A 23956-nucleotide genomic window follows, 5' to 3' on the forward strand; every position below is an offset into this window, starting at 1 on the left:
AAATTTATTTCACCTATTGAACAAAAAGAAAATTATAAATGATCCGGTTTACGGGTTCATTAATATACCTTCAGCTTTCGTCTTCGACCTGATTTCTCATCCTTATTTTCAGCGGCTTAGATATATAAAACAGTTGGGCATGACGCATCTGGTTTACCCTGGCGCACTGCACACACGGTTTCATCACGCCCTTGGCGCCATGCACCTGATGGGTTTGGCTATTGAGGTGCTGCGGAATAAAGGTCAGCACATCACCGCCGGGGAAGAAGAGGCCGCTACGGTGGCGATTTTGCTGCATGATATTGGTCACGGTCCTTTTTCGCATGCCCTGGAGCACTCGCTTGTGCATGGCATCAGGCACGAGGCTATTTCCATGCTGGTGATGGAACGGCTGAATGAGGAGTTTGAGGGAAGGCTGACCGGCGCTATTCAGATTTTTAAGGGGCAGTACCACAAGCCTTTTCTTGCGCAGCTGGTTTCTGGTCAGCTGGATCTGGACCGGATGGACTACCTGAACAGGGACAGTTTTTTTACGGGCGTGAGCGAGGGTGTGATCAGTTCCGACCGGATCATCAAGATGTTTAATGTGCTTAATGATGAGCTGGTTATTGAGGAGAAGGGGATTTATTCCATAGAAAAGTTTCTGGTGGCGCGTCGACTGATGTACTGGCAGGTGTATCTGCATAAAACGGTCGTTTCGGGCGAGATGATGCTGGTGCAGATCTTAAAGCGGGCGAAATTGCTGGCTGTTTCAGGTGCAGAACTGTTTGCTACGCCTTCCCTGGCTTATTTCCTGACCCGGAACCTGAACAGTGCGGATTTTTTTAAGGATCAAAGTCATTTGAAGGAGTTTTTGAAGCTTGATGACCAGGATATTTTTGCTGCGGTGAAGGTTTGGAGCGGGCATGAAGACAAGGTGCTGTCGGCTTTATGCAGCATGATGATAAACCGGAATCTGTATAAGGTGGAGATCAGCAACAAGGCTCCCGATCCGCTGCGGGTGCTGAATATCCGTGACCAGGCCATGGAAAAGCTGGGACTGACGGCCGAAGAGGCAGAATATTTTGTGTTTACGGATGTAATTACCAACAGGGCTTACGATCCGGGAAGCGGAAGAATTAGTATATTAATGAAAAATAACCAAACTACTGATATTGCAAAAGCTTCCGACCTGTCGAATATCGAATCGCTCGATAAAACCGTTAGAAAGTATATTTTATGCTATCCTGCGTCGATTTAACGCGCCGTTAGTTTATTTGTTCATGTCAATTTAACATTTAACTTTGTAAAATGCAATTTACTGCCAAGCAGATTAGCGAATTTATCGACGGAACCATTGAGGGTGATGAAGATGCAAAAGTGAGTGAGCTTTCGAAGATTGAAGACGGTAAATCTGGCTCCCTGTGTTTCTTGTCTAATCCGCGCTATGAGAACTTTTTGTATAGCACAAGTGCTTCGGCAGTGATTGTGAGCAGGGACTTTGTGCCCTCACAGCCTGTTAAGAGTACGCTGATAAAAGTAGCGGATCCGTATAGTGCGTTTTCCATGCTCCTGGAGCGTTACAATGAGGCGGTAGACCAGTCGCGTTTGCAGAGTGGCATAGAGGAACCGTCTTTTATTCATCCAACAGCTAAGATCGGTGCCAATGTTTACGTTGCGGCATTCTCTTATATCGCGGAGAATGCGGAGATCGGCGACAATACCAAGATCAACTCGCAGGTGTATATCGGGCAGGGCACGAAGGTTGGTTCGGATTGTACATTATATGCGGGCGCTAAAATTTATCATAACTGTGTGGTCGGAAACCGCGTGCTGATTCATGCGAATGCGGTAATTGGGAGCGATGGTTTCGGCTTCGCGCCCCAGGCCGATGGTACTTATACCAAGATTGCCCAGATTGGCAATGTGGTGGTGGAGGATGATGTGGAGATTGGTGCCAACACTACGATCGATCGTGCGACGATGGGCTCTACGTTTATACGGCAGGGTGTAAAGCTCGATAACCTGATCCAGGTGGCGCATAATGCGGATATCGGTGCGCATGGAGTGGTTGCCGCCCAGTCGGGAATCTCCGGCAGTACCAAAATAGGTGAACGTGCGGTGATTGGCGGTCAGGTGGGCATAGCAGGGCATCTTTCTTTGGCTAAGGGAACACAGATCGGTGCCCAGGCGGGGATCAATTTCAACATTGAAGAAGAAAACAAACAATGGCACGGTAGTCCGGCGCAGCCGCTGCGCGAATGGATGCGTGCTTCCGTCATATTCAGACAGCTTCCGTCTGTAGAAAAAAGGATTGCAGCGCTCGAGGCAAAAATTAAGGAGCTAACCGCATTAAAGAACACAAAATAGACCAAGAGAATAGCATGAATGTTAAGCAAAAGACGATAAAAACCGAGGTATCGGTAACGGGAGTAGGCTTGCATACAGGGGCAAACGTAACACTTACGTTTTGTCCGGCACCTGAAAACCACGGCTTTAAGTTTCAACGAATAGATTTGCCGGGAGAGCCGGTTATTGACGCGGATTGCGATAACGTAACGGATACCGCAAGAGGAACGACGATATCACAGAACGGGGCCAGCGTAAGCACGGTGGAGCATGTGATGGCTTCTTTAGTGGGTATGGACCTGGATAATGTGCTGATCAAGCTGGATGGGCCTGAAACGCCGATTATGGATGGCAGCGCCATACAGTTTATTGAAGCGCTTGAGGCGGCAGGATCTCAACTGCAGGCGGTAGATCGTGAGTATTTCCAGATCCCGCATAATATTACCTATACCGAGGCCGACAGGAAGGTGGAGATTGTGGCGATGCCGCTGGACGATTACCGCTTTACCTGCATGATCGATTATAATTCGCCGGTGCTTGGCAGTCAGCACGCTGGCATTACAAGCATAGCAGAGTTTAAAAAGGAGATCGCTTCCTGTCGGACTTTCTGTTTTTTGCATGAACTGGAGTATCAGTTGCAGAACAACTTAATTAAGGGGGGCGACCTGAACAATGCGATTGTGATTGTGGATAAGGAGGTGACCAAAGATGAGCTGGATCACCTGGCTACGATCTTTAACCGCACAGCCATGGAAGTAGCGCCGCAAGGTATCCTGAACAATATGGAACTGCGTTATCAGAACGAGCCGGCCCGTCATAAGCTGCTCGACATGATCGGCGATCTTGCGCTGGTAGGGGTTCACCTGAAGGGCCATATCATGGCGGCGCGCCCTGGTCACGCCGCAAACGTTGCCTTTGCCAAGAAGATTAAAGCAGCTATTAAAAAAGAAAAGAACAAGAAGGTACAGCACGTGTACGATCCAACGGTTAAGCCGCTTTACGACACCGTGCAGATCATGAATATTCTGCCGCACAGACAGCCCTTTTTGTTTATCGATAAGATCCTCGAACTCTCGAAAACACATGTGGTTGGGGTGAAGAATGTGACTATGAACGAGGAGTTTTTTAAAGGGCACTTCCCTGGCGCTCCGGTTTTTCCCGGGGTTATTCAGATTGAGGCTATGGCGCAGACCGGCGGGGTGCTGGTGCTGAGCACGGTACCTGATCCTGAAAACTACCTGACCTTGTTCTTAAAGATCGATAATGTACGTTTCAGGGCCCAGGTTTCTCCTGGAGATACGATCGTGTTCAGATGTGATTTGATGGAGCCTATCAGAAGGGGCATAGCCCAAATGAAGGGCGTGGGAATGGTAGCCGGTAAAGTTGTGGTAGAAGCCGAGATGATGGCGCAGATCGTTAAAGTTAAAGACACTGAAGTTCCGTCATGATACAACCATTAGCGTATATACACCCGCAGGCTAAAATTGCTGACAATGTAGTTATCGAGCCTTTTGCAGTGATTCATAAGGATGTGGTGATCGGAGAGGGGACCTGGATAGGTTCTAATGTGGTGATCATGGACGGCGCACGGATCGGAAAGAATTGCCGGGTGTTCCCGGGGTCGGTTATTTCCGGCGTTCCGCAGGACCTTAAATTTGCCGGAGAAGTAACAACGGCTGAGATAGGTGATAACACGACCATCCGGGAGTGTGTAACGATTAACCGCGGGACGAAGGATAAGTGGAAGACGGTGATTGGGAGCAATTGCCTGATCCAGGCTTACTCGCACATTGCGCATGATTGCGAAGTGGGCGACTACTGCATCTTTTCGAACAGCACAACCTTGGCGGGGCATATTACCATTGGTAACTATGTGGTTCTGGCCGGACTTGTGGCCATACATCAGTTTGTAAAAGTAGGTGCCCATGCTTTCGTTACAGGCGGTTCTTTGGTTCGTAAAGATGTTCCTCCTTATGTTAAGGCTGCGCGGGAGCCGCTTTCTTATGCCGGGATCAATTCTGTGGGCTTAAGAAGAAGAGGCTTTTCATCTGAGAAAATCAACGAGATTCAGGAGATTTACCGGGTGCTTTTTGTAAAGCATAACAATGTGACCAAGGCGCTGGATATGATAGAGGCAGAATTTGCGCCTACGGAGATCCGCGACGAGATCGTTGACTTTATTCGCAACTCGAACAGGGGGGTGATGAAGGGCTTCGGTTCGGGGAGCTAAACCGCATGGAGATCTTGCTTGACAGGGCGGGTAGAAGGTTTAACCAGGAATGGGTATTCCGTAATTTATCTTATCGCTTTGTGTCTGGCCAGTCTTATGCTGTTCTCGGTGCAAATGGCTCGGGTAAGTCTACGTTGTTAAGCGTGATTCTGGGCAGTTTATCTTTGTCGGAAGGCGAACTGAAATATGTGCATCAGCAAAAGGATTTGCGGATAGAGGATTTCTACCGGTACGTAAGTTTTGCAGCGCCTTACCTCGACCTTATTGAGGAATTTACGCTCGAAGAGACCGTCGAATTTCATTTTCGTTTTAAGGGTTATTATCCCGACCTGGACCAGGCATCTGTGCTTGAGATACTGGAGCTTTCCGGTGCGCGGGGCAGGCCACTTAAATATTTTTCTTCGGGTATGAAGCAGCGCACAAGGCTGGTGCTGGCCTTGTGTTCGGACACGCCTGTGCTTGTTCTGGACGAGCCGACATCGAATTTAGACAAGCAAGGACTGGCATGGTATCAACAACTGATCGGCAGGTTTGCTTCAGACAGGCTTGTCGTAGTTGGATCTAATCAGGAAGACGAATATTCCTTTTGTAATCATTTTGTTGAGATGGCGGATTTTAAGGGATAAGATTTATCTTTGAGAGGAGCTAAAAATAATTTTAAAATAGGTATTGTATAATTAAAAAATAGTCTATACCTTTGCGGCACGAAAAAGGGCCGGTAGTATGGGCGCAATTTCAGGAAAATGGCAAAAGCATCAGATATAAAAAACGGCAACATCCTTCGCTTCAACGGAGAACTGGTACAGGTTGAGGAATTTATCCACCGTACACCAGGTAACCTGCGCGCTTTTTATCAGTCTAGAATGCGAAACGTGAAAACCGGTAAACTGGTTGAATACAGGTTTCGTGTTGACGAAGAAGTAGAAATTTGTCGTGTAGAAACCAATGACTATCAGTATTTATACGAAGATGGTGATGCATTGGTGGTGATGGACAACAACACGTTTGAGCAGTTCAATATCCCTAAGGTATTGTTCGGTAAAAGTGTCCGCTTTTTGAAAGAAGGCATGAACGTGATCATCGCATTTGAAAGTGACGAGCCGATCATGGCGCAAACGCCTTCTCATGTGGAATTGGAAGTAACGTACTCTGAGCCTGCTGTAAAAGGAGATACTTCTACAAATGCATTGAAGTATGCGACCGTAGAGACAGGCGTAGAGATCAAAGTGCCTATGTTTATCAATCAGGGCGATAAGGTTAAGATTGATACCCGTACAGGTGATTACGTAGAAAGAGTAAAATAAGAATTTTCATAGTTTAGTTTTAGGTTTAGGTTGATTGAGGCTTCGGAGTGGTTCCCGAAGCCTTATTTTTTTTTGTGCCTATGGTTGTAAAATGATGTGCTCCTTCGAGGCTGGAATCTTTTGCCCGCTTCGCGGGACAAAATTTCCTAGGCCGCTCAGCAACACATCATTTTAATGCGAAAGGTTCAGTTAAAAAATGCGGTCTTCGGGATGAGGGGTGATGTTATTGCTGGGGTTGTTGATATCTTTGTTGAGAATAATGATGTTTTACATGAAGAAAGCGGAGATCAGAAAGGAGGCTATGAGGCAGCGTAAGGCGTTGTCGGAGCTGCAGGTTGCCGAGTTGAGTTTGGGTTTGCTGGAACAGTTTAAAAGGCTTGATTTTACCGGGGTAAAGACGCTTCATGTTTTTCTGCCAATTGCAGAGAAGAACGAGCCGGATACTTTTTTGTTTATTGAATGGTTACAGGCGGAACATCCGGACGTAAAGATTATTGTGCCGCGGGCGGACTTTGATTCTGCCTTAATGACCAACCACGTGTACGCTGGGCGTGAGGACTTGCAAAAAAATCTTTATAATATCCTGGAGCCGCAGAAATCGGCCTTGCACACGGGCGACGTGGGTATGGTACTGGTGCCTTTACTTGCCTTCGATCGCCGTGGCTACCGCGCGGGCTACGGTAAGGGGTTTTATGATCGTTTCCTAAGCGGCCTTGAGACCCTTAAAGTGGGGGTCTCCTTTTTTGGACCGGTTGAGGAAATTGAGGATGTGCATGAGAATGATGTCAGGCTGGATTGCTGCATTACCCCGGAGCACATGTACTCGTTTGATTGAGCGCCCCTGGATGATCAGAGAGGGCCATGGGTACCCCCTTCGGCCTGGAGGTCCAGTTCTAACAGTACCGGGCAATGGTCGGAATGGACCGCGTCGGGCAGGATGGTTACCCGTTTTAATTTACTGAGCATCGGCTGGGAGGCCAGATGATAGTCGATGCGCCAGCCGAGGTTCTTTGCCCGTGAATTTGCCCGGAAACTCCACCAGGTATAGTGATGTGGATCTTTATTAAAATACCTGAAAGTATCTATAAAACCGTTGCAGAGAAAGGTTTCCATCCATTCCCGTTCTTCGGGCAGGAAGCCTGAGGAATTCGCGTTTGTTTTCGGGTTATGTATGTCGATGGCGGTATGACAGATATTATAATCGCCCGATATAATAAGATTTGGATGTGTCTTTCTTAGTTCGGCGATATAGCCGTCGAAAAAGCGCATGAACTCGTACTTCTTGATCTGACGTTCCTCTCCGCTGGATCCCGATGGCATATAAAGGCTCATCAGGGAAAAGTCGTCGAAATCGGCCCGGATAACACGCCCTTCCCTGTCGATCCATTCCTCCCCGCATCCTAGCTGCACGTGGTTTGGCGGAATACGGGTAAGTATGGCTACGCCACTATAGCCCTTCTTTTCGGCTGGAAACCAGAAGTGCTGATAGCCTAGTTGTTCAATCAAGGCAATGATTTCCGGAATCTGTGTGGGCAGTGCTTTTACTTCCTGAAGGCATACCATGTCGGCATCGGTAGCCTGAAGCCAGCCGAAAAAGTTTTTAGTAGAAGCGGAACGGATGCCGTTGATGTTGTATGATATGATTTTCACGGTCAGGATTTTGAAAGTTTACGTTCCAGACGGCGTGCTTCACGCTTGCTGAGCAGTTTCACTGCCATTCTCACGTCGGTTAGCGGACGGTTGCGCTCGTCGGTGGCTACCGTCGCAATACTGTCGACCATAGCGACGCCCTGAACGATTTCGCCGAAGACGGTATAGTTTTGGTCGAGATGCGGTGTACCCCCTGCGGTCTTATATATTTCCCGCTGCCATCCTGGTATTTTGAAACCCTGACGTTTACTTTCCAGTGCATCCAGCATTTCGTCTGTAAATATTTTTCCCTGGACAAGGTAGAACTGGCATCCGCTGGAGGCTTTCTCCGGGTTATTGTCGCGCGCAGCCGCAAGTACGCCCTTTTTGTGAAACAGGCTGTCTCTGAACTCTGCAGGTACGGTGTAGCCCACATCGCCATTGCCCAGTTCGCTGCCAGGCTGGGCTGTTTTAGAGTCCGGATCGCCCCCCTGGATCATAAATCCGTTGATAACGCGGTGAAACAGGGTGCCGTCTATAGTTTTCTTTTTGGCAAGCTTGACAAAATTATCGCGGTGTAAAGGCGTTTCATTATATAGCTTTATGACGCATTCGCCCATGCTGGTTTGAATGCGGACATATTTGTGCTTTGGCCTGGCCCCGAATACTGCGCTAAGGCTTAGGCATAAGAGTAGGGTAAGAAGTCTTTTCATAATCGCGCTGCAAGATAATGCTTTTGGTTTTGATCGGCTTAATTTTATATATTTGTACCTGAGCGTTGACTCGTCAACCTCCAGTGATTTATGAAGTTACAAAGAAAAATTGCTTTAGGCTTATGTGTCTTTTACCTGTTCAGCGTAATCGGCATTGCTGTCAGTATGCATTTCTGCAACGGCAGTTTTTCTTCTTTTAGTTTCACCAAGGCGGCTAAATGCGGGTCGTGCAAGGCAACAGGAACTGATGCGAAAAGCCATGACTGCTGCAAGACTACGGATGTGGATGCTAAGGTTGAAGACAGCCATGAGGCTTCTGGTAAGATCAGTATTCCCAAGATTGTTAGTCTGGAAATGCTCTTTGATGCGGTGTTGCCGTATTTCAAAGTGGGCGGGTTGGCCGTTGTTTTTAAGGATGCAGAAGGTAAGGCTCCCCCGCTCTCCTCGCTTGTGCGTTTGCACCTTTTCAACTGTGTTTTCAGGAATTAGGAGTTAAGATGGTTTTTTTCCGGCTTGCCAGGTATTGGTTGGCCGTGGCTTATACTATTTTTTAACTTCAAATGATTCTAACATGAAAACGATTCAATATTTCGCTTTAATTATATTCGTGCTGACCGCAGGAAAGGTTTCCGCTCAGCAAATTTCTTCTGCAGAACTTCAGGTTACGGGGCTTACCTGCTCGATGTGTTCTCAGGCTACCGAGAAGTCGCTCCGTACGCTGGATTTTGTCAAAAATGTGGAACCCGACCTTAACCGCAATGTCTTTGTGCTGAGCTTTGATGCGGGCAAACGTGTTAATCTGGATAAGATCGCAGATAAGGTACAGGATGCGGGTTTTTCGGTGGGTAATCTGGCCGCTACATTTAATTTTAACCAGGTAAAGGTCGACCCTTCAGGCAAAGCCCTTGCTGGTTCTGAAATGTATCAGTTCGTGAATGCGAAAAATAAGGTGCTCAACGGGAAGGTGAAAGCCAATGTGGTCGACAAAGGCTTTATTTCTAATGCTGAGTATAAGAAGAAAGCGGCAGAAGTGAAATCAGAAGCCTACAAATCGGGTTACGCCCTTGTAAATGGTAAGCGTACACGTGTTTATCACCTGTCTATTTAAAGGATGAGGGGGTTGTTATATGCGCTGGTGCTGGTCTTTTTGGCCAGCACTGCGCAATCTCAGGAATTGTATGTGTTTACCGAGCCTGCCAGCAATATGCCTGCTAAGTCGGTGGGACTAAGGCTAACCAATGAGGGAGTGTTCAGCCCGGAGTTTGCTAACCGCAGTATCCCGGAACTGATGGTCGGTTTTAACAAGAGCTGGATGCTGCACGGACAGGCGTTTTTGTCGGATATGGATGGACGCTATGCATTTGAAGGTGGCAGCGTGTACACCAAATACAGGTTTTTATCTATAGACGATGTCCAATCGCATTTTCGGGCTGCAGCGTATGCACGGGTCAGCAGCAGCAGGCGGCCCACTTATACAGAAGACATTAACCTGGAGGGCGACAACAGCGGCGTGCAGGGGGGCGTAGTGTTTACGCAGTTGTTGCATAAGCTTGCGCTTTCGGCCAACTTGAACTACAGCAAGGCGTTTGTTAAGGCAGACAAGCAATTGCCTGACATGCCGGAACCGGACCAAATGATCGGATATAGTCTGTCGTCCGGTTACCTGCTTTTCCCTTTGGTGTACAGGAATTACAATCAGCCCAACTTAAACTTGTATTTTGAGGCCTTGGGCAAAACAAATCCCGCAAACGGACGTTCCTATGTTGACTTTGCTCCGGCGGTTCAAATGATTTTAAATAGTCGCACCCGAATCGATGTTGGTTATCGCTTCCAGGTGGCGGGTAATATTCCGGGGCGCTATACCCGCAATATGTATTTGGTTCGGGCGGAGTTTAATTTTTTTAATGCCATTAAATAGCAGGCGATTTCTTATCATAGATCAATGGCTTAGGTTTTGTGCGGATGTATCTTTGTATGAAAAATTAGAAACATGAAAAAGACATTTTTATTTTTTATCGCGCTGACATTCAGCGTAGCGTCGTTTGCACAAACCAAATGGACGGTTGACCCGATGCACTCCTTTGTGAACTTCTCCGTGAAGCATATGGGTATTTCCTTTGTAGACGGTAATTTCGGTAAGTTTAACGGCACCGTAACTGCGGCCAAGGAAGACCTGTCTGATGCTAAGATCAGCTTTACGGTAGATGTTAACAGCATCAACACCAATGTAGAAATGCGCGACAAACATCTAAAGTCTGATGACTTCTTTAACGCGGAAAAGTACCCTAACATGACTTTTGAGAGTGCTTCTTTTAAAAAGAAAAGCGGCAGCAATTATGTGCTTGCGGGCAAGCTGACCATTCGCGATGTGACTAAAGATGTACAATTTGATGTTGTTTTTGGTGGAACTGCTAAAGATCAGCAAGGGAATACCAAGGCTGGATTTATGGCTACAACTACCATTAACAGGCTGGACTACAACATAAAATATGATCCTTCAGGAATGGGTGTTGGAAAAGACGTTAAGATCACCCTGAACCTGGAGTTTGCTCAGGCAAAATAAACTTTAAAATATAGTTCTGAATGAAGAAGGGATTGCTCACCTGTTTGTTTTTGTTTTGTTTGCTCCATATAGCTTGGGGGCAGACGATAAAGACGGGTGTGCTGGTGCTAGGCGGTGGAAATAGCGCTGTCGCAGCGAGCCTGCAGTCGGCCATTTCAGGTGTTAAAACGCATTTGCTGCTACCGGGCAATGACCTTGGCCTTTCGATGGAAAAAGCCAGTTCAGGAACTGGCCTGGAGGCTACGCTTACTGCCTTGCTGGATAGTCTTGGCGAGCCGGGGATAAGGAAATGGGTAGACAGCACTAAAAACCTGTCTGTCGTAAGAAGTGTAAGCTGGCAAAAGCTGAAGCGGTCTGGGCAGGGCTGGGTTATGGAACTTGGCGATGGTCGCAAGGTTAGGGCCGAAGTGCTTGTTCGACCTGACACGGTTAAAGCACCCGCGATTTGGCAGCCCTTTGATTATCAGAATAATAATTACAGAACCAGTATCGGGGCAAATTATGGTGCGGATGCACCTGAAGCCTCGATACTGAGTTTACATGCTTTGCTCGGGGCTTCGAACGAGAACGAGATCATCTTACCTGCCACTCAGCATTCGCTGGCGTTCGGTCAGGCAGCAGGCGCTACTGCGGCTTATGCGGCTTTCTTCAAGAAGAAGACCAGCGAGGCGAGTCTAAAAGATATTCAGGGCGAACTGATCAAGTATAACCTGGCGCTAATCCCGTTTGAAGACGTTAAACCGGCAGATACCAACTGGAGGGCTATTCAGTTCGCCGGTCTGACCGGCGTCCTCAAGGCTTCTCTGAACAAAGGTAAAGCGTATTTTAAGCCTGAGGAACCGGTATCCGTTTCTGAGGTAAAGGATGTGATCAAAGAATATTATTATAAGGCCCAGATATGGTTTGATGACCATAAGTCGGATAAACTGACTGCGGGCGATGCGTTAAGCCTTATTTGTTACGTGGGCGGCAAAGCCCCCGAAAGTACAGAAAAACAGGTAAGGAAGAACTGGAACACATCCTATGGTTTCAAAACGCCCTACAATCCCTCCAAGGTTGTTAGTCGCCGTGAGCTGGCGGCTTTGATGATGGACTATCTGAACCCTTTCAACGTAACCATCGATAAGACTGGCCGCGTTTTGAGGTAATAGATTTTGTCTATACTTCTATCGAGAATTGATATCGGTTTATCGATCGCTTTGCTTGCATTTGGCGGTGGCTTGGCGTACCTTTGCACCAGTAAAATTTTAAACACGAAACATAAAATTATGGCACTAGTAGGTAGAAAATTTCCAAGCATCAGTGTTGATGCCATGTCTGAAATGGGCGACAATTTAAAGATCAACGTTTTTGAAGAGGCCGTTAGTAAAAACAGCAAGGTGTTGTTGTTTTGGTATCCAAAAGATTTCACTTTTGTTTGCCCAACAGAGCTTCATGCGTTCCAGGCAGCACTTCCTGAATTTGAAAAAAGAAATACCATTGTAATAGGTGCGTCATGTGATACAAACGAGGTGCATTTTGCCTGGTTAAATACGCCGAAAGATAACGGTGGTATTGAAGGTGTAACATATCCTATTCTTGCGGATACACACAGGCACCTGGCGAACATTCTGGGTATCGTAGAACAGGAAGTTGAATATGATGAGGAAGGCAATGAGACTTTTTCGGGTTCGAATGTGACGTTTCGCGCCACTTATCTGATCGATGAGACTGGTAAGGTTTTCCATGAGAGTGTGAACGATATGCCGCTTGGAAGGAATGTAAAAGAGTATCTGCGTCTGATCGACGCATACAGCCACGTACAAACTCATGGCGAGGTTTGTCCGGCAAACTGGGAAGAGGGTAAAGAAGCGATGAGTGCGAACAGGACCAGTGTGGCAGAATACCTGAGCGCTAATGTAAGTGCGAACTAACAAAAACAAAGATGTTTGTAGAATTAACAGAAGATAACCTTCAGCAATATATTGCCGGCAACGACAAGGTCATGGTGCAGTTTTCGGCCTCTTGGTGTGGTAACTGCCGGATCATGAAGCCGAAGTTCAAGAAGCTTGCTTCGGAGAACGAGGACGTGGCTTTCCTGATCGTAGACGCAGAGAAGTTCCCGGAGTCGCGTAAGCTGGCTAACGTGGACAATCTGCCAACCTTTGCGGCTTTTAGCGGCGGGTCCCTTGCGGGGCAGGTTCAGACCAATAAAGCTGAGTTGCTGACCGAGTTATTTGAAAAAGTAAAGTCATGAAAATTCCTGTAATCAGACAGTTGTATCAGAACAGTACGCCGGAAGACCTGGAGACTACGCTCACCGTTTTAGAGTCGTTTTGCGAGTTCAGGGGTGTGAGCGAGGCGGAGATTGATGTGGCAGGCGAACTGATCACGAATATCTGCGGAGCGCTCGAAGTACACGGCAGCGTGAGATCGGGAATGGCTGAGAAGGATGCATTAAATGCTTTTTCTCAGAAAGTCATGGGCTCGATCGATCGGGGATAGCCCGAAGGTGGAAAAGCAAAAAAGGGGATGCATGATGTATCCCCTTTTTTATTGCTTGGTTTATTTCTTATGCCAGGTTTCTTCCTGCATTAACGATACCATATACCGTTCTGATCGCCAGCTTTTCGTACCACTGACGCTCATCGGCAGATATATCGCCGCGAAGGCGTTCCAAAGCGAAATGCTGGATCAATACCAATGGAAGTACGATCTTTTCTCTCACGGCAATAGAGCGCTTCTCTGCCGGATAATTCTCCATCAGTGTTTCATGTCCCGACAGCTTAAGGAGCATCCGCTTAGACAGCTCAAATTCGTCGTACAGGCTCTTCCAGAACTGGCCATACTCTTCGTCGTTCTGAAAATGGGCGGTTATCGAGAAGTCTGACTTGCTCATGGACATCATACAGTTGTCGATGATGGTCTTAAAGTATCCCGACTCATTGTAGGTTTCCACAACCTTATCCCAGTTGCCCTGTTCTTCCTGGTCTTTAAGTGCCGTACCCATACCGTAAAAACCAGGGATATTCTGCTTTAACTGGCTCCAGGCGGTAACAAAACTGATCGCCCGCAGATCCTCCAGCTTCAATGATCCTCCGGAGCTGCGTTTTACCGGCCTGCTGCTGATGGTGATTTTAGAAAGCAGGGTAAGCGGCGAGAACTTCTCCAGATAGCTCAGGAAAAGGGGGTGCTTGCGGAGCGATACAAACGCGTTGAAGCTGGTCCTGGCCATGTTGTCGAGCAGGTTTTTATGCACCGGATCCAGCAGGATATTGTGCTTCTCCCGGATGCCGGCTGAAATCCCCGCGTTGATCAGCTGTTCGATATTGAATTCTGCGCTGTCGATAGACCCGAATTGTGAACTGATGGTTTGCCCCTGAATGGTCAGCTGAATATTTTTGTTGGCGATCTCTTTGCCCATCGAGGCATAAAAGCGGTGTGTTTTGCCTCCGCCGCGTGATGGCGGGCCGCCTCTGCCGTCAAAAAAGGCGAGTTGTATGTTATGCTTGTTGGCCGTGGATGTAAGCGCAACCTTGGCATTGAATATAGACCAGTTGGCCATTAGATAACCCCCATCTTTGGTGCTGTCAGAAAACCCGAGCATGATATGCTGCTTGTTTCCGCGACTCGCTAAATGTTTTTTATAGAAGGGGTGCGCGTATAGTGTTTCCATGATATCGCCCGCTACTTCCAGATCGTGTACGGTTTCAAACAACGGTACGAAGTCGACGGTCAAGCTGTCTTCTTCCCATCCGTTCCAGAGAAACAGCTCGATAAGCTGAAGGATGTCGCTTGCCCGCTGGCAGTTGCTGATGATAAACCGGTGGCATGCTTCTTCTCCATTACTTTCCTGGATCTGCTTGATCTCCGAGATGGTCTGTAAGGTGTCGTCAATGAGCGGGTCGGGCGTAGCCGGATTCTGCAGTCGCGCGCTTTTGAATACAAGCGTGTTAATTTTTTCTTCTTCGCTCAGTTCATCGTAGTTTTCAGGGAACAGGGAAATAATGGGCTTGCTTTGTCGGCAATATGCATGTACGTCTCTGAGTACCCTGCTGTCCTGCCTGATGTCAAGTGAGGCAAAGTGGCATTTGTAAAGTTCTATTTTGCGTATCAGATCCGACACAAGATCGGTAAAGAGCCCGTCGTGATCTGTATCCAGAGTATTCTTGATGTTGCTGAGATATCCGACAATGCTATCCGATATGTTTTCCATCTGAAGACTGGAATCGAAGGCGTTTGCATACAGGATGTCGTGTACTTTGGCGATGTCGTCTTCTACGCCACGGAAGGTGATGCGGCGCTTTAAGTTACGGAAGTCGCGGTAGTAACAACGGAACAGTATCTGACGGAGCATTCGCGCAACTTGTATGGTCGCATCTGTATGTACGTTGGGATTGCCGTCCCTGTCTCCACCAGGCCAGAAGCCAAGTTCGAGGATCTTTTTTGGTTCGAGATTGAAGTCTGTAAGCGTGCGGTCAATCTCAGATTGTATGTTGGCCGCCGCGAAGTAAAAGACGTTTTCCAGGTACCAGGCAAGGCTCAGGGCTTCATCGACCGGGGTGGGCGACTTCTTATTAAAGAACGGCGTTTTGCCAAGCTGCTGCAGGAGCGAATGGATGGTCGACAAATCGTTTGTTTTAATGGCGGTTGTCAGATCCGTAATGATGGAAAGCACACTTCCCGGGTAGAATTGGGTGGGGTGCGCAGTAAGAACCAGACGGAGCGAAAAATCCTCCATAAGCTTCTCAATTTTTTCACTCAGAGGATTGTTGTCGACGCCCTTTTTCAGATAATCGAGCAAAGCGCTGTGCTCATCTGAGGCATTGATCTTGGTAAAGCTCGCGTCTTCTATGGCATCGAACAAAACGACCTGGCGTTCGATGTATTGGATAAAGCGAAAGAGCAGGTCTATAACATCTTTGGTTCCCTCGGTCTGGGTGTATTTTTCAAAGAATGCACGAATAATGTCTGCGGGCGTTTTCCGGTTATTGACGCCGTCTTCGCAGGACTTGATAAAAAGAGGAAGCAGTGTTCCTGTGTCTTTGATCTTGTAAAACGGAAGGGTAAGGAAAAGGCTGTTATATAGTTCGAAACGAGATACAACTTCGTTGTTGAATACGGACTCTCGCTGGCCTTTTGCACGTTGTTTCTGCATCATAATTGGGGGGTTGTTTTTTGCGCGCTTAAGCTACCAAAAATGATTCAAATACCGACGGCTTATTTCGATTAAATTTATTTTGATATTTTTCTATAAATCATTAACTTAGTACCATAGAGGTTTAACAAATCCGTCTAGATTTATTTGCCTGCCGTTACAACGCAATGAGAAGCGGACAGGTAGTAATTGTTAATTTTTTGGGGTAGAACAGCCGGCAAGACAACTTGCCGGCTGTTTTGTTAATGTGCATCTGTGGGTACCGCCACGTTCTTCCTGAATTTTTGGAGGAAGACCAAAGGGATGGAAAACAACAGAATTAAACCGGCAACCCAATAGGCGTCGCTATAGGTGAGTAGGAGTGATTGTTTAATTACTGTTCCCTCAATAGCCTTTATCGCCTGATTTTTTGCGTCTAGATAGGTGTAACCGTGTGCCATAAAGCTCTTTATGAATCCGTTAAGGCGGTCGGTAAACGCGGGGTTGTACTCGTTAATATTTACGAGGAGGTTGCTGCGGTGGAATCCCTGCCTCACATGAATTAGTGTAGTTAGCGCGGCAATTCCAAACGACCCGCCTAATTGTCTCATCATGTTGTTCAAGCCTGAGCCCTGCCCGATTTCCGGACCTTTCAGGTCCTGTATGGCCAGGGTGGTAAGCGGAACAAACAGCAAAGCCATGCCAATACCGCGTACAATCAGGGGAAGAAAAAAGTCGCCGGTGCCCGACTGTAGGGTCGACTTACTGAGCATGCTGCAGAATACAAAAAACAGGAGCATACCAATCGCCGCCATAATTTGAGCAGGAACGCCTTTTTTTAGCATTATGCCAATGAAAGGCATCAGGATGATGGTGCAAAGTCCGCCGGGAAACAGCAATTCCCCCGTTTGAAGCGGGGAGAAGCCTAAGAGGTTCTGGCAAAAAACGGGGAAGACAAAGACGGAGCCGTATAATCCGAAACCTAGAATAAACGAGGTAAACATGCCGATGGAGAAACTTCTGTGGCGCATGATCTTGAAGTTGACTATCGGATGGTCAGTGGTGGTCTCCCGCCAGATGAACAGCAACAGCCCGATCACCGACAGGGCGGCAAGCGCTGTAATATATGGTGTCGCGAACCAGTCCTCGCTTTCTCCTTTTTCCAGTACGGTTTGTAAACTGCCAACGGCAACGGCCAAAAGCAGAATGCCCCACCAGTCGACCGGCGCCCCTTTATCCTCTTTAGGTGTAGCGCGTACAAAAGTATACGTGCAATACGCCGCCAGGATTCCAACGGGAATGTTAACATAAAAGATCATGGGCCATGTGCTGATTTCGAGCAGGTAGCCACCAATGGTTGGCCCTACCGTTGGCCCTACTACCGCACCCAGGCCAAAAAGAGCTGTGGCGATGCCGACGTCTTCCCTTGGCCAGGTTTCGATTAGAATGGCTTGTGCGGTCGATATCAGGCCGCCTCCAGCGAGTCCCTGCAGGATGCGGAAGATAATGAGCTCTTCGAGGTTTGTGGCATTCCCGCAAAGAAAGGAGGCTATGGTAAAGAGGATAATGGAGAACAGGAAATAGTTTTTACGGCCAAAGCGCCCGCCCAGCCAGCCGGACATAGGCAGTACGATGACGTTGGCTACGGCGTAGCCGGTAGAAAGCCAGGCGACGTCTTCCAGGGTGGCACCGAGGTTGCCCTGGATCTGGGGTATTGCCACATTTACTATGGTCGTATCAATAAGCTCCAGCAAGGATGCGGTAATGACTGTGAATGTGATGATCCACTTTTTTAAACCTTTTTCGGCCATGCTTAGTCGTTTACGGAAACGGATACTTTAACGCTCATGCCCGGCCTGAACGAGGACATAAGTTCTTTTGGCGCTTTTGTGATCCTGATCTTTACGGGTACGCGCTGAACAACTTTAACGAAGTTTCCGGTGGCGTTGTCAGGCGGCAAAAGGGAGCCTTTTGCTCCGGTTATAGGGGCGAAGTTGTAGACTTCCCCCTCGACTTCGGCGTCAGGATATGCGTCGACCTCTATTTTCACTTTAGAGCCGGGTTTGATTTCTTCGAGCTGCGTTTCCTTGAAATTAGCAGTGATATACAAACTGTTGTCATTTACAATAGAGAACAGGGACTGTCCTGCCTGGACCAGCTGCCCTTTCTGTACGTTCTTTTTGGAGACCAGGCCGCTTGCAGGGGCTTTAATTAAAGTGTATGAAAGCTGGAGTTTGGCAAAATCTACCTCTGCCTGTTGCTGAGTTACGCCAGAGTTGCTTACCGCCAACTGCGACTCGCTGGTGTTGACTTGCTTAACTAAGGCGATATACTGATCGTTTGCAGCGGCATACTCCGCCTCGGCCGACTCTCTTTCTGCCTTAGCCTGATCGAACTGCTGCTGTGTAACAGAGCCGTCTTTTATCAGATTGGCATAACGCTCGAAATTTTTTCGGGCCAGCGAAAGTTTCGCCTTAGCCGCGTCTATGTTCGCCTTGGCGGTACTGGTATTTGCAGAACTGGCAGAGATTTGCGCTTGCGATACATTAACGCCAGCGCTGGCGCCTTTCTGGCGGGCCTCGGCCTGTTCTAGTTTGACGCTGTAGTCGCTGTCGTCTAGTTCAACCAATACATCGCCTTCGCTTACGTGGGTGTTTTCCTCGAACCGGATCTGCTTAACATATCCGCTTACCCTGGCCACAACCGGACTGATGTCTCCATCGATTTGCGCATCATCGGTGTCGACGTGATTGCTGTAATAGATGTATTCTTTAATGCCAAAACCGGCGCCTATGATGATTAATACGGCGAGTATGATCGGGATTATTTTGTTTTTCTTCTTTTCAGTTGTCATTTCAGTAGGATTATTTAGAAGTGTCGATTTTTCCGGTTGATTTTAACAGGGTGTACCAGGCGAGTCCTGCATCCGCCTTTGCAATTTCCAGATTGATGCGGGCTTGATATAGCAATGTTTCAGCATCTATGCGGTCGGTAGCCGAGGCTACATTGTTCTGGTACTTTGAAGCAAGCAGCTTATCATTTTCTGTGGCCTGTACGATAGAGGCTTCAAGCACTTTGATACGGTTTACCGCCAGCAGATAGTCATGATAAGACTTGTTTATTTCTGTCTTAACCTGATCGGTAAGTACATCTTTCTGCAGAGTTATGCTTTTTTGCTGTATGCGCGCTTCTGCAACTTTGTGCCTAGTTGTCCAAAGGGAGCCGATGTTCCAGGACAGATTTGCGCCGAGCGTTATGGGGGAGATAAACTGGTTGACCGGTGGAATGAAGCGGCCGCTTGGGTTTATGTAATAAAGATTGGCGCCAACACCAACACTAGGTAGGGTTTCTGCTTTCACAGACTTTGTGTTTACTTCCGCAGCGTGATTTTGTAAGTCCAGCTGGCGGAGCTCCTGGCGGTTTTCCATGGCCATTTCGGTAAAACTGCCCAGGTTTGGTGCCATTTGGAGGTGGGCTTCGGGATCTGAAATGTCGAGTATTGTGTTTCCATCCAGGCCGAGCATAATGTTCAGATTGTAATTGACGATTTTGCGGTTGTTCTCGATTTCCATCCCGGTAAGCGATACATTTGCCTCCTGTAACTGGAAACGGAGTACATCATTTTTGGTGACAATACCCTGGCTGAAGAATCGCTGAGCTTGCTTAAGCTGGCTGGCAATCGATTCAAGGTTCTGCTCAACCACCTTTTTACTCTGTATGATTTTGAAAAGATTATAGTAGGTAGAGATCACTGCGTAGGCGATTTCTTCTTTGCTTTTGTCGGCATCCAGTCTCGCAACTTCGGCCAAGAGTCGGGTCGACGCTTCGGCATACCTGAGTTTTCCTCCACCATACACGAGTTGCTCGACTGCGGCGGTTCCGACAAAGGCGTCTGCACGTTTCGGTAGGTGCAGCGGTGCGGACTCCCCTATGACCAGCGTGTTGCCCGGGATCTCGGCGTGGTTATATAAAAACGAAGCGTTTCCCGAAGGCAAAGCGTTGTCTTTAACTACAGCAAGGTGAGCAAGGGCTTCATCAATTTTATTTTGTGAGAGGCGTAGATTTTTGCTGTTTTCAATTCCCAGGTTGACCGCCTCACTAAGGTCCAGGTGCCTCACCTGCTGAGCGTAAGTGGTCCCGGAAAGCAGCAGGCCTGTAAGTATTAAATTTTTGAACAGATGTTTCATTTTTGGGGTGCTAGGTATATGGTGATCAAATCGCGCAGATGCGCAATCAGTCGATCGGTAAGTTGCTTGCGGTCTTCCGGCTTGCCAAGATCCTGGCTTGTTCCATGTGTGATCTTTCCGGGCGATATCGCTATCTTGCTAATGGTTCCGACTAGCGTGAGAATGGTTAGCCGGACATCGACCTGCCTGATGCTGCCTTCAGATATTCCTTCGTTGATGATGTTCTCGATAATCTGATAGTTTTCAGCCATCGCTTTTTTGATGTTGCCAAACATTTCAGGGCGTTGGGGGAGGGACAGCTCCCTATGTATCATTTTGTGGAAGCGATGATTGCTCAGGGTGCGAACCGCATACTCGTCAATAATCTTCATCAATTTTTCGATACCGGTTTCACTGCCCTTGCTGATTCGCTCCAGTTGTTCCTTTAGGTCGCTAATCCGTTTATTTATGATTTCCATGAATACGCCTTCTTTGGAACCGAAGTAGTAATTAATCATGGCCATGTTCGCACCTGATTCGCGCGCTATGAGCCGGGTAGACGAGCCTTCATACCCGAGTTCGGAAAACAGCCGCTCCGCAGCTTCCAGAATACGTGTTCTTTTATCTTTTATTTCCATATGTTGATTGGGTGCGCAAAACTAATCAATCGATTGATTAATATTGAGAAAATAAAAAAAGGTAATCTTGAAATTACCTGCGATTGACAAAATGCCGCGACTGAGCTATCCTGGAACTAAGCCAAACGTAATTGTAGTACTGTCGACAGGACCACAGCGGGAACTGACAGTTCGTGCAAAAGGTAGCAAACAATAACTTAAATTTAGGAGGGGTTAGTATTCCCTGCCTTTCACGATGCCATTGAGAAATATAGCGCTGAATATAAAACCGACTATGCCTCCAAAGATTGCCCAGAAAAAATTATTTGTGATCGCTAAGGTGGTTACAATGCCGAAGAAGAGTCCTAATACGTAATATACCCAGTCAAAAGTGTTGTTATTTTTTCCTTGCTCAGTCATAGTGAATATCTTAATGGCTCAAAGATATCGATTATTTTAATTTGGGAGGTAATTTTTTGTTACTATGCCGGAGCGCCTGAGGTAGGCTCGTAAGTGATGCTGCTCTTTAATATGATCCGGAATGTGGTTCCCTTGCCGATTTCCGAATCTTTAATAAAGATTTGACCACTATGGTAATTTTCGACGATTCTCCTGGTCAATGAAAGGCCCAGTCCCCAGCCTCGCTTTCGTGTGGTATAGCCGGGCTGAAATACGGCGTCGAATTTAGAACGGGAAATGCCCGATCCGGTGTCTGTAACGTCTATCAGAACTTCTTCCTTTGCGAGGTTCTCGGCGATGTTTATGCTGATCTTCCCTTCGTTATCTATAGCGTTTGCTGCATTTTTCAACAGGTTTTCAATTACCCAGTCGAACAACGGTACATTTAGCATAGCGCGAACCTGCTCATCACCGGTAATCTCAAATCTGATCTTGTCAGATGTCCGTAGTTTAAAGTACTGGACAAAGTTATAGATCGCGGTATAGACCACGTGGTCCTCCAGGATGGGTTTTGAGCCGATCTTAGAAAAGCGGTCGGTGATCACTTCCAGGCGCTTGATGTCGTTCTCCATTTCCGCAATAAGCGGGTCGTCCTCGGCGTTAAACCTTGATTTTATCAGTTCTACCCAAGCCATCAGTGATGAGATAGGTGTGCCCAACTGATGTGCCGTCTCTTTTGCTAAACCGACCCAAACCTGGTCCTGTTCGGCCTTTCTGGCCGAACTGAAGGCTACGTAAGCCGTGAGCAAAAACACGGCGATGACCGCCAGCTGGATGTAAGGGAAATAGCGGAGCTGTGTTAGGGTTGGGGAGTCGCGATAATATAAATACCATACTGTGCCGTCTAGACCGATTATCGGTGTGGGCGCATGCTGCTTTTTCATGCGAAACAGTTCTTTCTTGAAATATAACGGATCGTATGTAATGCCTTCTTTTTTCTCCAGGTTATAGTTGGTTTTTGTTGAATCAAGCCCTTGAAAGCTGATGATTTCCCCCTGAGAGTCTGTAAGAATTACCGGAAGTTTTGTGTTGCTGCGTATGAGGTCGATCATACTGGTATAGCGATCGTCGTCGTACATTAAAAACGTCTGTTCGGTTACTTTAACGTACAACTGAAACTGGAGCTGCTCCTCGCGCTCCATTTTCTTAACGAACGAGTTACTATAAAAAACGGAAGCGGTTCCGATAACGATGGCAAAGATCAAAAGAAAGAATTTCCAACGGCGCTTTTTTTCGTACGGATTCATAGAATATGAAAAAGGCAAATTACAAAAATATATCTTTGCGGATAGTATATGGAAAAGAAAGTTAGAGTACGGTTTGCTCCCAGCCCCACGGGTGGACTTCACTTAGGAGGCGTTCGGACAGCGCTGTTCAACTATTTGTTCGCAAAGCAAAATAAGGGCTCATTTATCCTTCGTATCGAAGATACGGATCAGACCAGATTTGTGGAAGGCGCGGAGGAATATATTGCTGACTGTTTGGATTGGTCTGGGCTGGTGCCCGATGAAAGTCCGCAAAAGGGCGGTAACTATGGACCATACAGGCAGAGTGAGCGGAAGGCGTCTTACCGTGTATTTGCTGAACAGTTGATTCGTGAAGGACATGCATACTATGCATTCGATACGCCGGAAGAGCTGGAGATAAAGCGAAAAGAAGTGCCTAATTTTACTTACGGGCAGGCTACGAGGGAGAGTATGAGAAATTCCCTGTCGTTAACTTCCGGAGAAGTGGAAGAACTGCTTAGTCGCAACGTTCCGCATGTGGTGCGCATCAAGATGCCGGAAAACGAAAGTGTATCATTCCATGATATGATCAGAGGTCATGTAAGCTTTGACACCAATTTGGTTGATGACAAGGTGCTGCTTAAAGCAGATGGCATGCCAACGTATCATCTTGCCGTTGTTGCAGATGACAAGGCGATGGAGATCAGCCATGTATTTCGTGGAGAGGAATGGCTTCCATCAGCTCCCATCCATATCCTGCTATGGAAATATCTGGGCTGGGCCGACGCTATGCCACAATGGGCTCATTTTCCGTTGATTCTCAAACCTGACGGGAACGGAAAGCTGAGCAAGCGAGATGGCGACAGACTTGGGTTCCCGGTGTATGCTAAAAATTGGACTGACCCGCGTACCGGAGCAGAAACCAGGGGTTTTAAAGAGCTTGGTTTCTTGCCAGAAGCGTTTGTAAACCTTCTTGCCATGTTGGGCTGGAACGATGGTAGTGAGCAGGAGTTATTCTCGCTTTCTGAGCTAATAGCCAAGTTCTCGATAGACCGGATCAGTAAGGCTGGAGCCAAGTTCGATTTTGAAAAGGCGAAGTGGTTTAACCAGGAATGGATAAAGAAAAGCGAAGCGGAAGTGCTGATGCCGCTGGTTAGGTCCGTGTTGGGCGAGCAGGTCACGGACGTAATAACCGACAAGTATTTTCTGAATGTTGTGAGGCTGGTGAAAGACCGGTGTACATTGCTCAGCGATTTTAAACTTCAGGCAGGTTATTTCTTTAAGGCTCCGGAGGTTTTTGATGTGGATGCAGTGAAGCCAAAATGGACTGAGATTAAAGCCAATTTTTTCTTCGCATTTGCGGACACAATTACCGATGAACGCTCTGCATCTGACCTTGAGGAAAGATTTAAATTGCTGTCCGCCGAACACGGACTAAAAGCTGGTGAGGTGATGCTACCCTTCAGGGTGATGCTTGTTGGTGGAAAATTTGGTCCGGGCGTCTTCGATATCGCCGCGATGCTGGGTGCACAGGAAACTATACAGCGCATCCGATCTGCGGTGAATATGTTTAGTGAATAAAATTCCTGCATAGCATATTATGCA

General features: G+C 47.4%; 25 protein-coding genes. 16 read left to right on the forward strand and 9 right to left on the reverse strand.

Annotated features, from left to right (window positions below):
- The first annotated feature begins 16 nt into the window (after positions 1-16).
- From J3P40_RS02990 to J3P40_RS03020, 7 genes are all read left to right on the forward strand, one after another.
- The gene (locus tag J3P40_RS02990; protein WP_256002795.1) at positions 17-1240 is read left to right on the forward strand and encodes an HD domain-containing protein; all 1224 of its coding nucleotides are present in this window, start codon (positions 17-19) and stop codon (positions 1238-1240) included.
- Positions 1241-1290: 50 nt separating this feature from the next.
- Complete coding sequence (gene lpxD / locus J3P40_RS02995; protein WP_256002797.1) at positions 1291-2349, forward strand: UDP-3-O-(3-hydroxymyristoyl)glucosamine N-acyltransferase; 1059 nt, start codon at positions 1291-1293, stop codon at positions 2347-2349.
- 14 nt (positions 2350-2363) lie between these two features.
- On the forward strand, positions 2364-3776 hold the full coding sequence (locus J3P40_RS03000; RefSeq protein WP_256002816.1) for a bifunctional UDP-3-O-[3-hydroxymyristoyl] N-acetylglucosamine deacetylase/3-hydroxyacyl-ACP dehydratase: 1413 nt from the start codon (positions 2364-2366) through the stop codon (positions 3774-3776).
- A complete protein-coding gene (gene lpxA / locus J3P40_RS03005; protein WP_256002819.1) occupies positions 3773-4558 on the forward strand; it encodes an acyl-ACP--UDP-N-acetylglucosamine O-acyltransferase in 786 nt (261 codons plus the stop codon). Before J3P40_RS03000 ends, lpxA begins: the two co-directional genes overlap by 4 nt.
- Positions 4559-4563: 5 nt before the next feature.
- A complete protein-coding gene (locus J3P40_RS03010) occupies positions 4564-5184 on the forward strand; it encodes an ABC transporter ATP-binding protein (RefSeq protein WP_256002822.1) in 621 nt (206 codons plus the stop codon).
- A 117-nt stretch (positions 5185-5301) separates the two neighbouring features.
- Positions 5302-5862, forward strand: coding sequence for an elongation factor P (gene efp / locus J3P40_RS03015; protein ID WP_256002824.1), 561 nt, complete (start codon positions 5302-5304; stop codon positions 5860-5862).
- Between the two features lie 271 nt (positions 5863-6133).
- Positions 6134-6697, forward strand: coding sequence for a 5-formyltetrahydrofolate cyclo-ligase (locus J3P40_RS03020; RefSeq protein ID WP_256002826.1), 564 nt, complete (start codon positions 6134-6136; stop codon positions 6695-6697).
- Positions 6698-6711: 14 nt separating this feature from the next.
- Here J3P40_RS03020 and J3P40_RS03025 read toward each other — a convergent pair whose 3' ends face one another.
- Both J3P40_RS03025 and J3P40_RS03030 read right to left on the reverse strand, forming a co-directional pair.
- On the reverse strand, positions 6712-7512 hold the full coding sequence (locus J3P40_RS03025) for an exodeoxyribonuclease III (RefSeq protein ID WP_256002829.1): 801 nt from the start codon (positions 7510-7512) through the stop codon (positions 6712-6714).
- A 2-nt stretch (positions 7513-7514) separates the two neighbouring features.
- A complete protein-coding gene (locus tag J3P40_RS03030) occupies positions 7515-8204 on the reverse strand; it encodes a peptidylprolyl isomerase (RefSeq protein ID WP_256002832.1) in 690 nt (229 codons plus the stop codon).
- Positions 8205-8294: 90 nt separating this feature from the next.
- Between J3P40_RS03030 and J3P40_RS03035 the strand changes: the two genes are divergently transcribed.
- The 8 genes from J3P40_RS03035 (at position 8295) to J3P40_RS03070 (ending at position 13251) form a co-directional block, all read left to right on the forward strand.
- Positions 8295-8693 (forward strand): HYC_CC_PP family protein, encoded by a 399-nt coding sequence (locus tag J3P40_RS03035; protein WP_256002834.1) that lies wholly within the window; start codon positions 8295-8297, stop codon positions 8691-8693.
- Between the two features lie 82 nt (positions 8694-8775).
- Positions 8776-9312 carry a heavy-metal-associated domain-containing protein gene (locus tag J3P40_RS03040; protein WP_256002837.1) on the forward strand — a complete coding sequence of 179 codons (537 nt, stop codon included), beginning with the start codon at positions 8776-8778 and terminating at the stop codon, positions 9310-9312.
- A 3-nt stretch (positions 9313-9315) separates the two neighbouring features.
- Entirely contained in the window at positions 9316-10122 is an 807-nt protein-coding gene (locus J3P40_RS03045) for a hypothetical protein (protein WP_256002840.1), read from the forward strand.
- A 72-nt stretch (positions 10123-10194) separates the two neighbouring features.
- The gene (locus J3P40_RS03050; protein WP_256002843.1) at positions 10195-10767 is read left to right on the forward strand and encodes a YceI family protein; all 573 of its coding nucleotides are present in this window, start codon (positions 10195-10197) and stop codon (positions 10765-10767) included.
- A gap of 20 nt (positions 10768-10787) precedes the next feature.
- Positions 10788-11915, forward strand: coding sequence for a hypothetical protein (locus J3P40_RS03055; protein WP_256002846.1), 1128 nt, complete (start codon positions 10788-10790; stop codon positions 11913-11915).
- A 120-nt stretch (positions 11916-12035) separates the two neighbouring features.
- A complete protein-coding gene (locus tag J3P40_RS03060; RefSeq protein WP_256002848.1) occupies positions 12036-12680 on the forward strand; it encodes a peroxiredoxin in 645 nt (214 codons plus the stop codon).
- 11 nt (positions 12681-12691) lie between these two features.
- On the forward strand, positions 12692-13003 hold the full coding sequence (locus J3P40_RS03065) for a thioredoxin family protein (protein WP_256002851.1): 312 nt from the start codon (positions 12692-12694) through the stop codon (positions 13001-13003).
- Positions 13000-13251: a DUF6952 family protein gene (locus J3P40_RS03070; protein WP_256002854.1), complete on the forward strand. Its 252-nt coding sequence runs from the start codon at positions 13000-13002 to the stop codon at positions 13249-13251. Before J3P40_RS03065 ends, J3P40_RS03070 begins: the two co-directional genes overlap by 4 nt.
- Before the next feature lie 67 nt (positions 13252-13318).
- Here the strand turns inward: J3P40_RS03070 and J3P40_RS03075 are convergent, their stop codons facing one another.
- From J3P40_RS03075 to J3P40_RS03105, 7 genes are all read right to left on the reverse strand, one after another.
- Positions 13319-15907 carry a phosphoenolpyruvate carboxylase gene (locus J3P40_RS03075; RefSeq protein ID WP_256002856.1) on the reverse strand — a complete coding sequence of 863 codons (2589 nt, stop codon included), beginning with the start codon at positions 15905-15907 and terminating at the stop codon, positions 13319-13321.
- A gap of 239 nt (positions 15908-16146) precedes the next feature.
- Positions 16147-17694 carry a DHA2 family efflux MFS transporter permease subunit gene (locus J3P40_RS03080; RefSeq protein ID WP_256002859.1) on the reverse strand — a complete coding sequence of 516 codons (1548 nt, stop codon included), beginning with the start codon at positions 17692-17694 and terminating at the stop codon, positions 16147-16149.
- A gap of 2 nt (positions 17695-17696) precedes the next feature.
- Positions 17697-18737 (reverse strand): HlyD family secretion protein, encoded by a 1041-nt coding sequence (locus J3P40_RS03085; RefSeq protein ID WP_256002860.1) that lies wholly within the window; start codon positions 18735-18737, stop codon positions 17697-17699.
- Positions 18738-18747: 10 nt separating this feature from the next.
- Positions 18748-20070 carry a TolC family protein gene (locus tag J3P40_RS03090; protein ID WP_256002861.1) on the reverse strand — a complete coding sequence of 441 codons (1323 nt, stop codon included), beginning with the start codon at positions 20068-20070 and terminating at the stop codon, positions 18748-18750.
- A complete protein-coding gene (locus J3P40_RS03095) occupies positions 20067-20687 on the reverse strand; it encodes a TetR/AcrR family transcriptional regulator (protein WP_256002862.1) in 621 nt (206 codons plus the stop codon). Before J3P40_RS03095 ends, J3P40_RS03090 begins: the two co-directional genes overlap by 4 nt.
- Before the next feature lie 213 nt (positions 20688-20900).
- The gene (locus tag J3P40_RS03100; protein WP_256002863.1) at positions 20901-21086 is read right to left on the reverse strand and encodes a hypothetical protein; all 186 of its coding nucleotides are present in this window, start codon (positions 21084-21086) and stop codon (positions 20901-20903) included.
- A 62-nt stretch (positions 21087-21148) separates the two neighbouring features.
- Positions 21149-22372 carry a sensor histidine kinase gene (locus J3P40_RS03105; RefSeq protein ID WP_256002865.1) on the reverse strand — a complete coding sequence of 408 codons (1224 nt, stop codon included), beginning with the start codon at positions 22370-22372 and terminating at the stop codon, positions 21149-21151.
- A gap of 48 nt (positions 22373-22420) precedes the next feature.
- Here J3P40_RS03105 and gltX point away from each other — a divergent pair, with 48 nt between their 5' ends.
- Positions 22421-23932, forward strand: coding sequence for a glutamate--tRNA ligase (gene gltX, locus J3P40_RS03110; RefSeq protein WP_256002867.1), 1512 nt, complete (start codon positions 22421-22423; stop codon positions 23930-23932).
- Positions 23933-23956: the final 24 nt, after the last annotated feature.

This window comes from Pedobacter deserti, from assembly GCF_024436415.1.
GTDB lineage: Bacteria > Bacteroidota > Bacteroidia > Sphingobacteriales > Sphingobacteriaceae > Pedobacter > Pedobacter faecalis.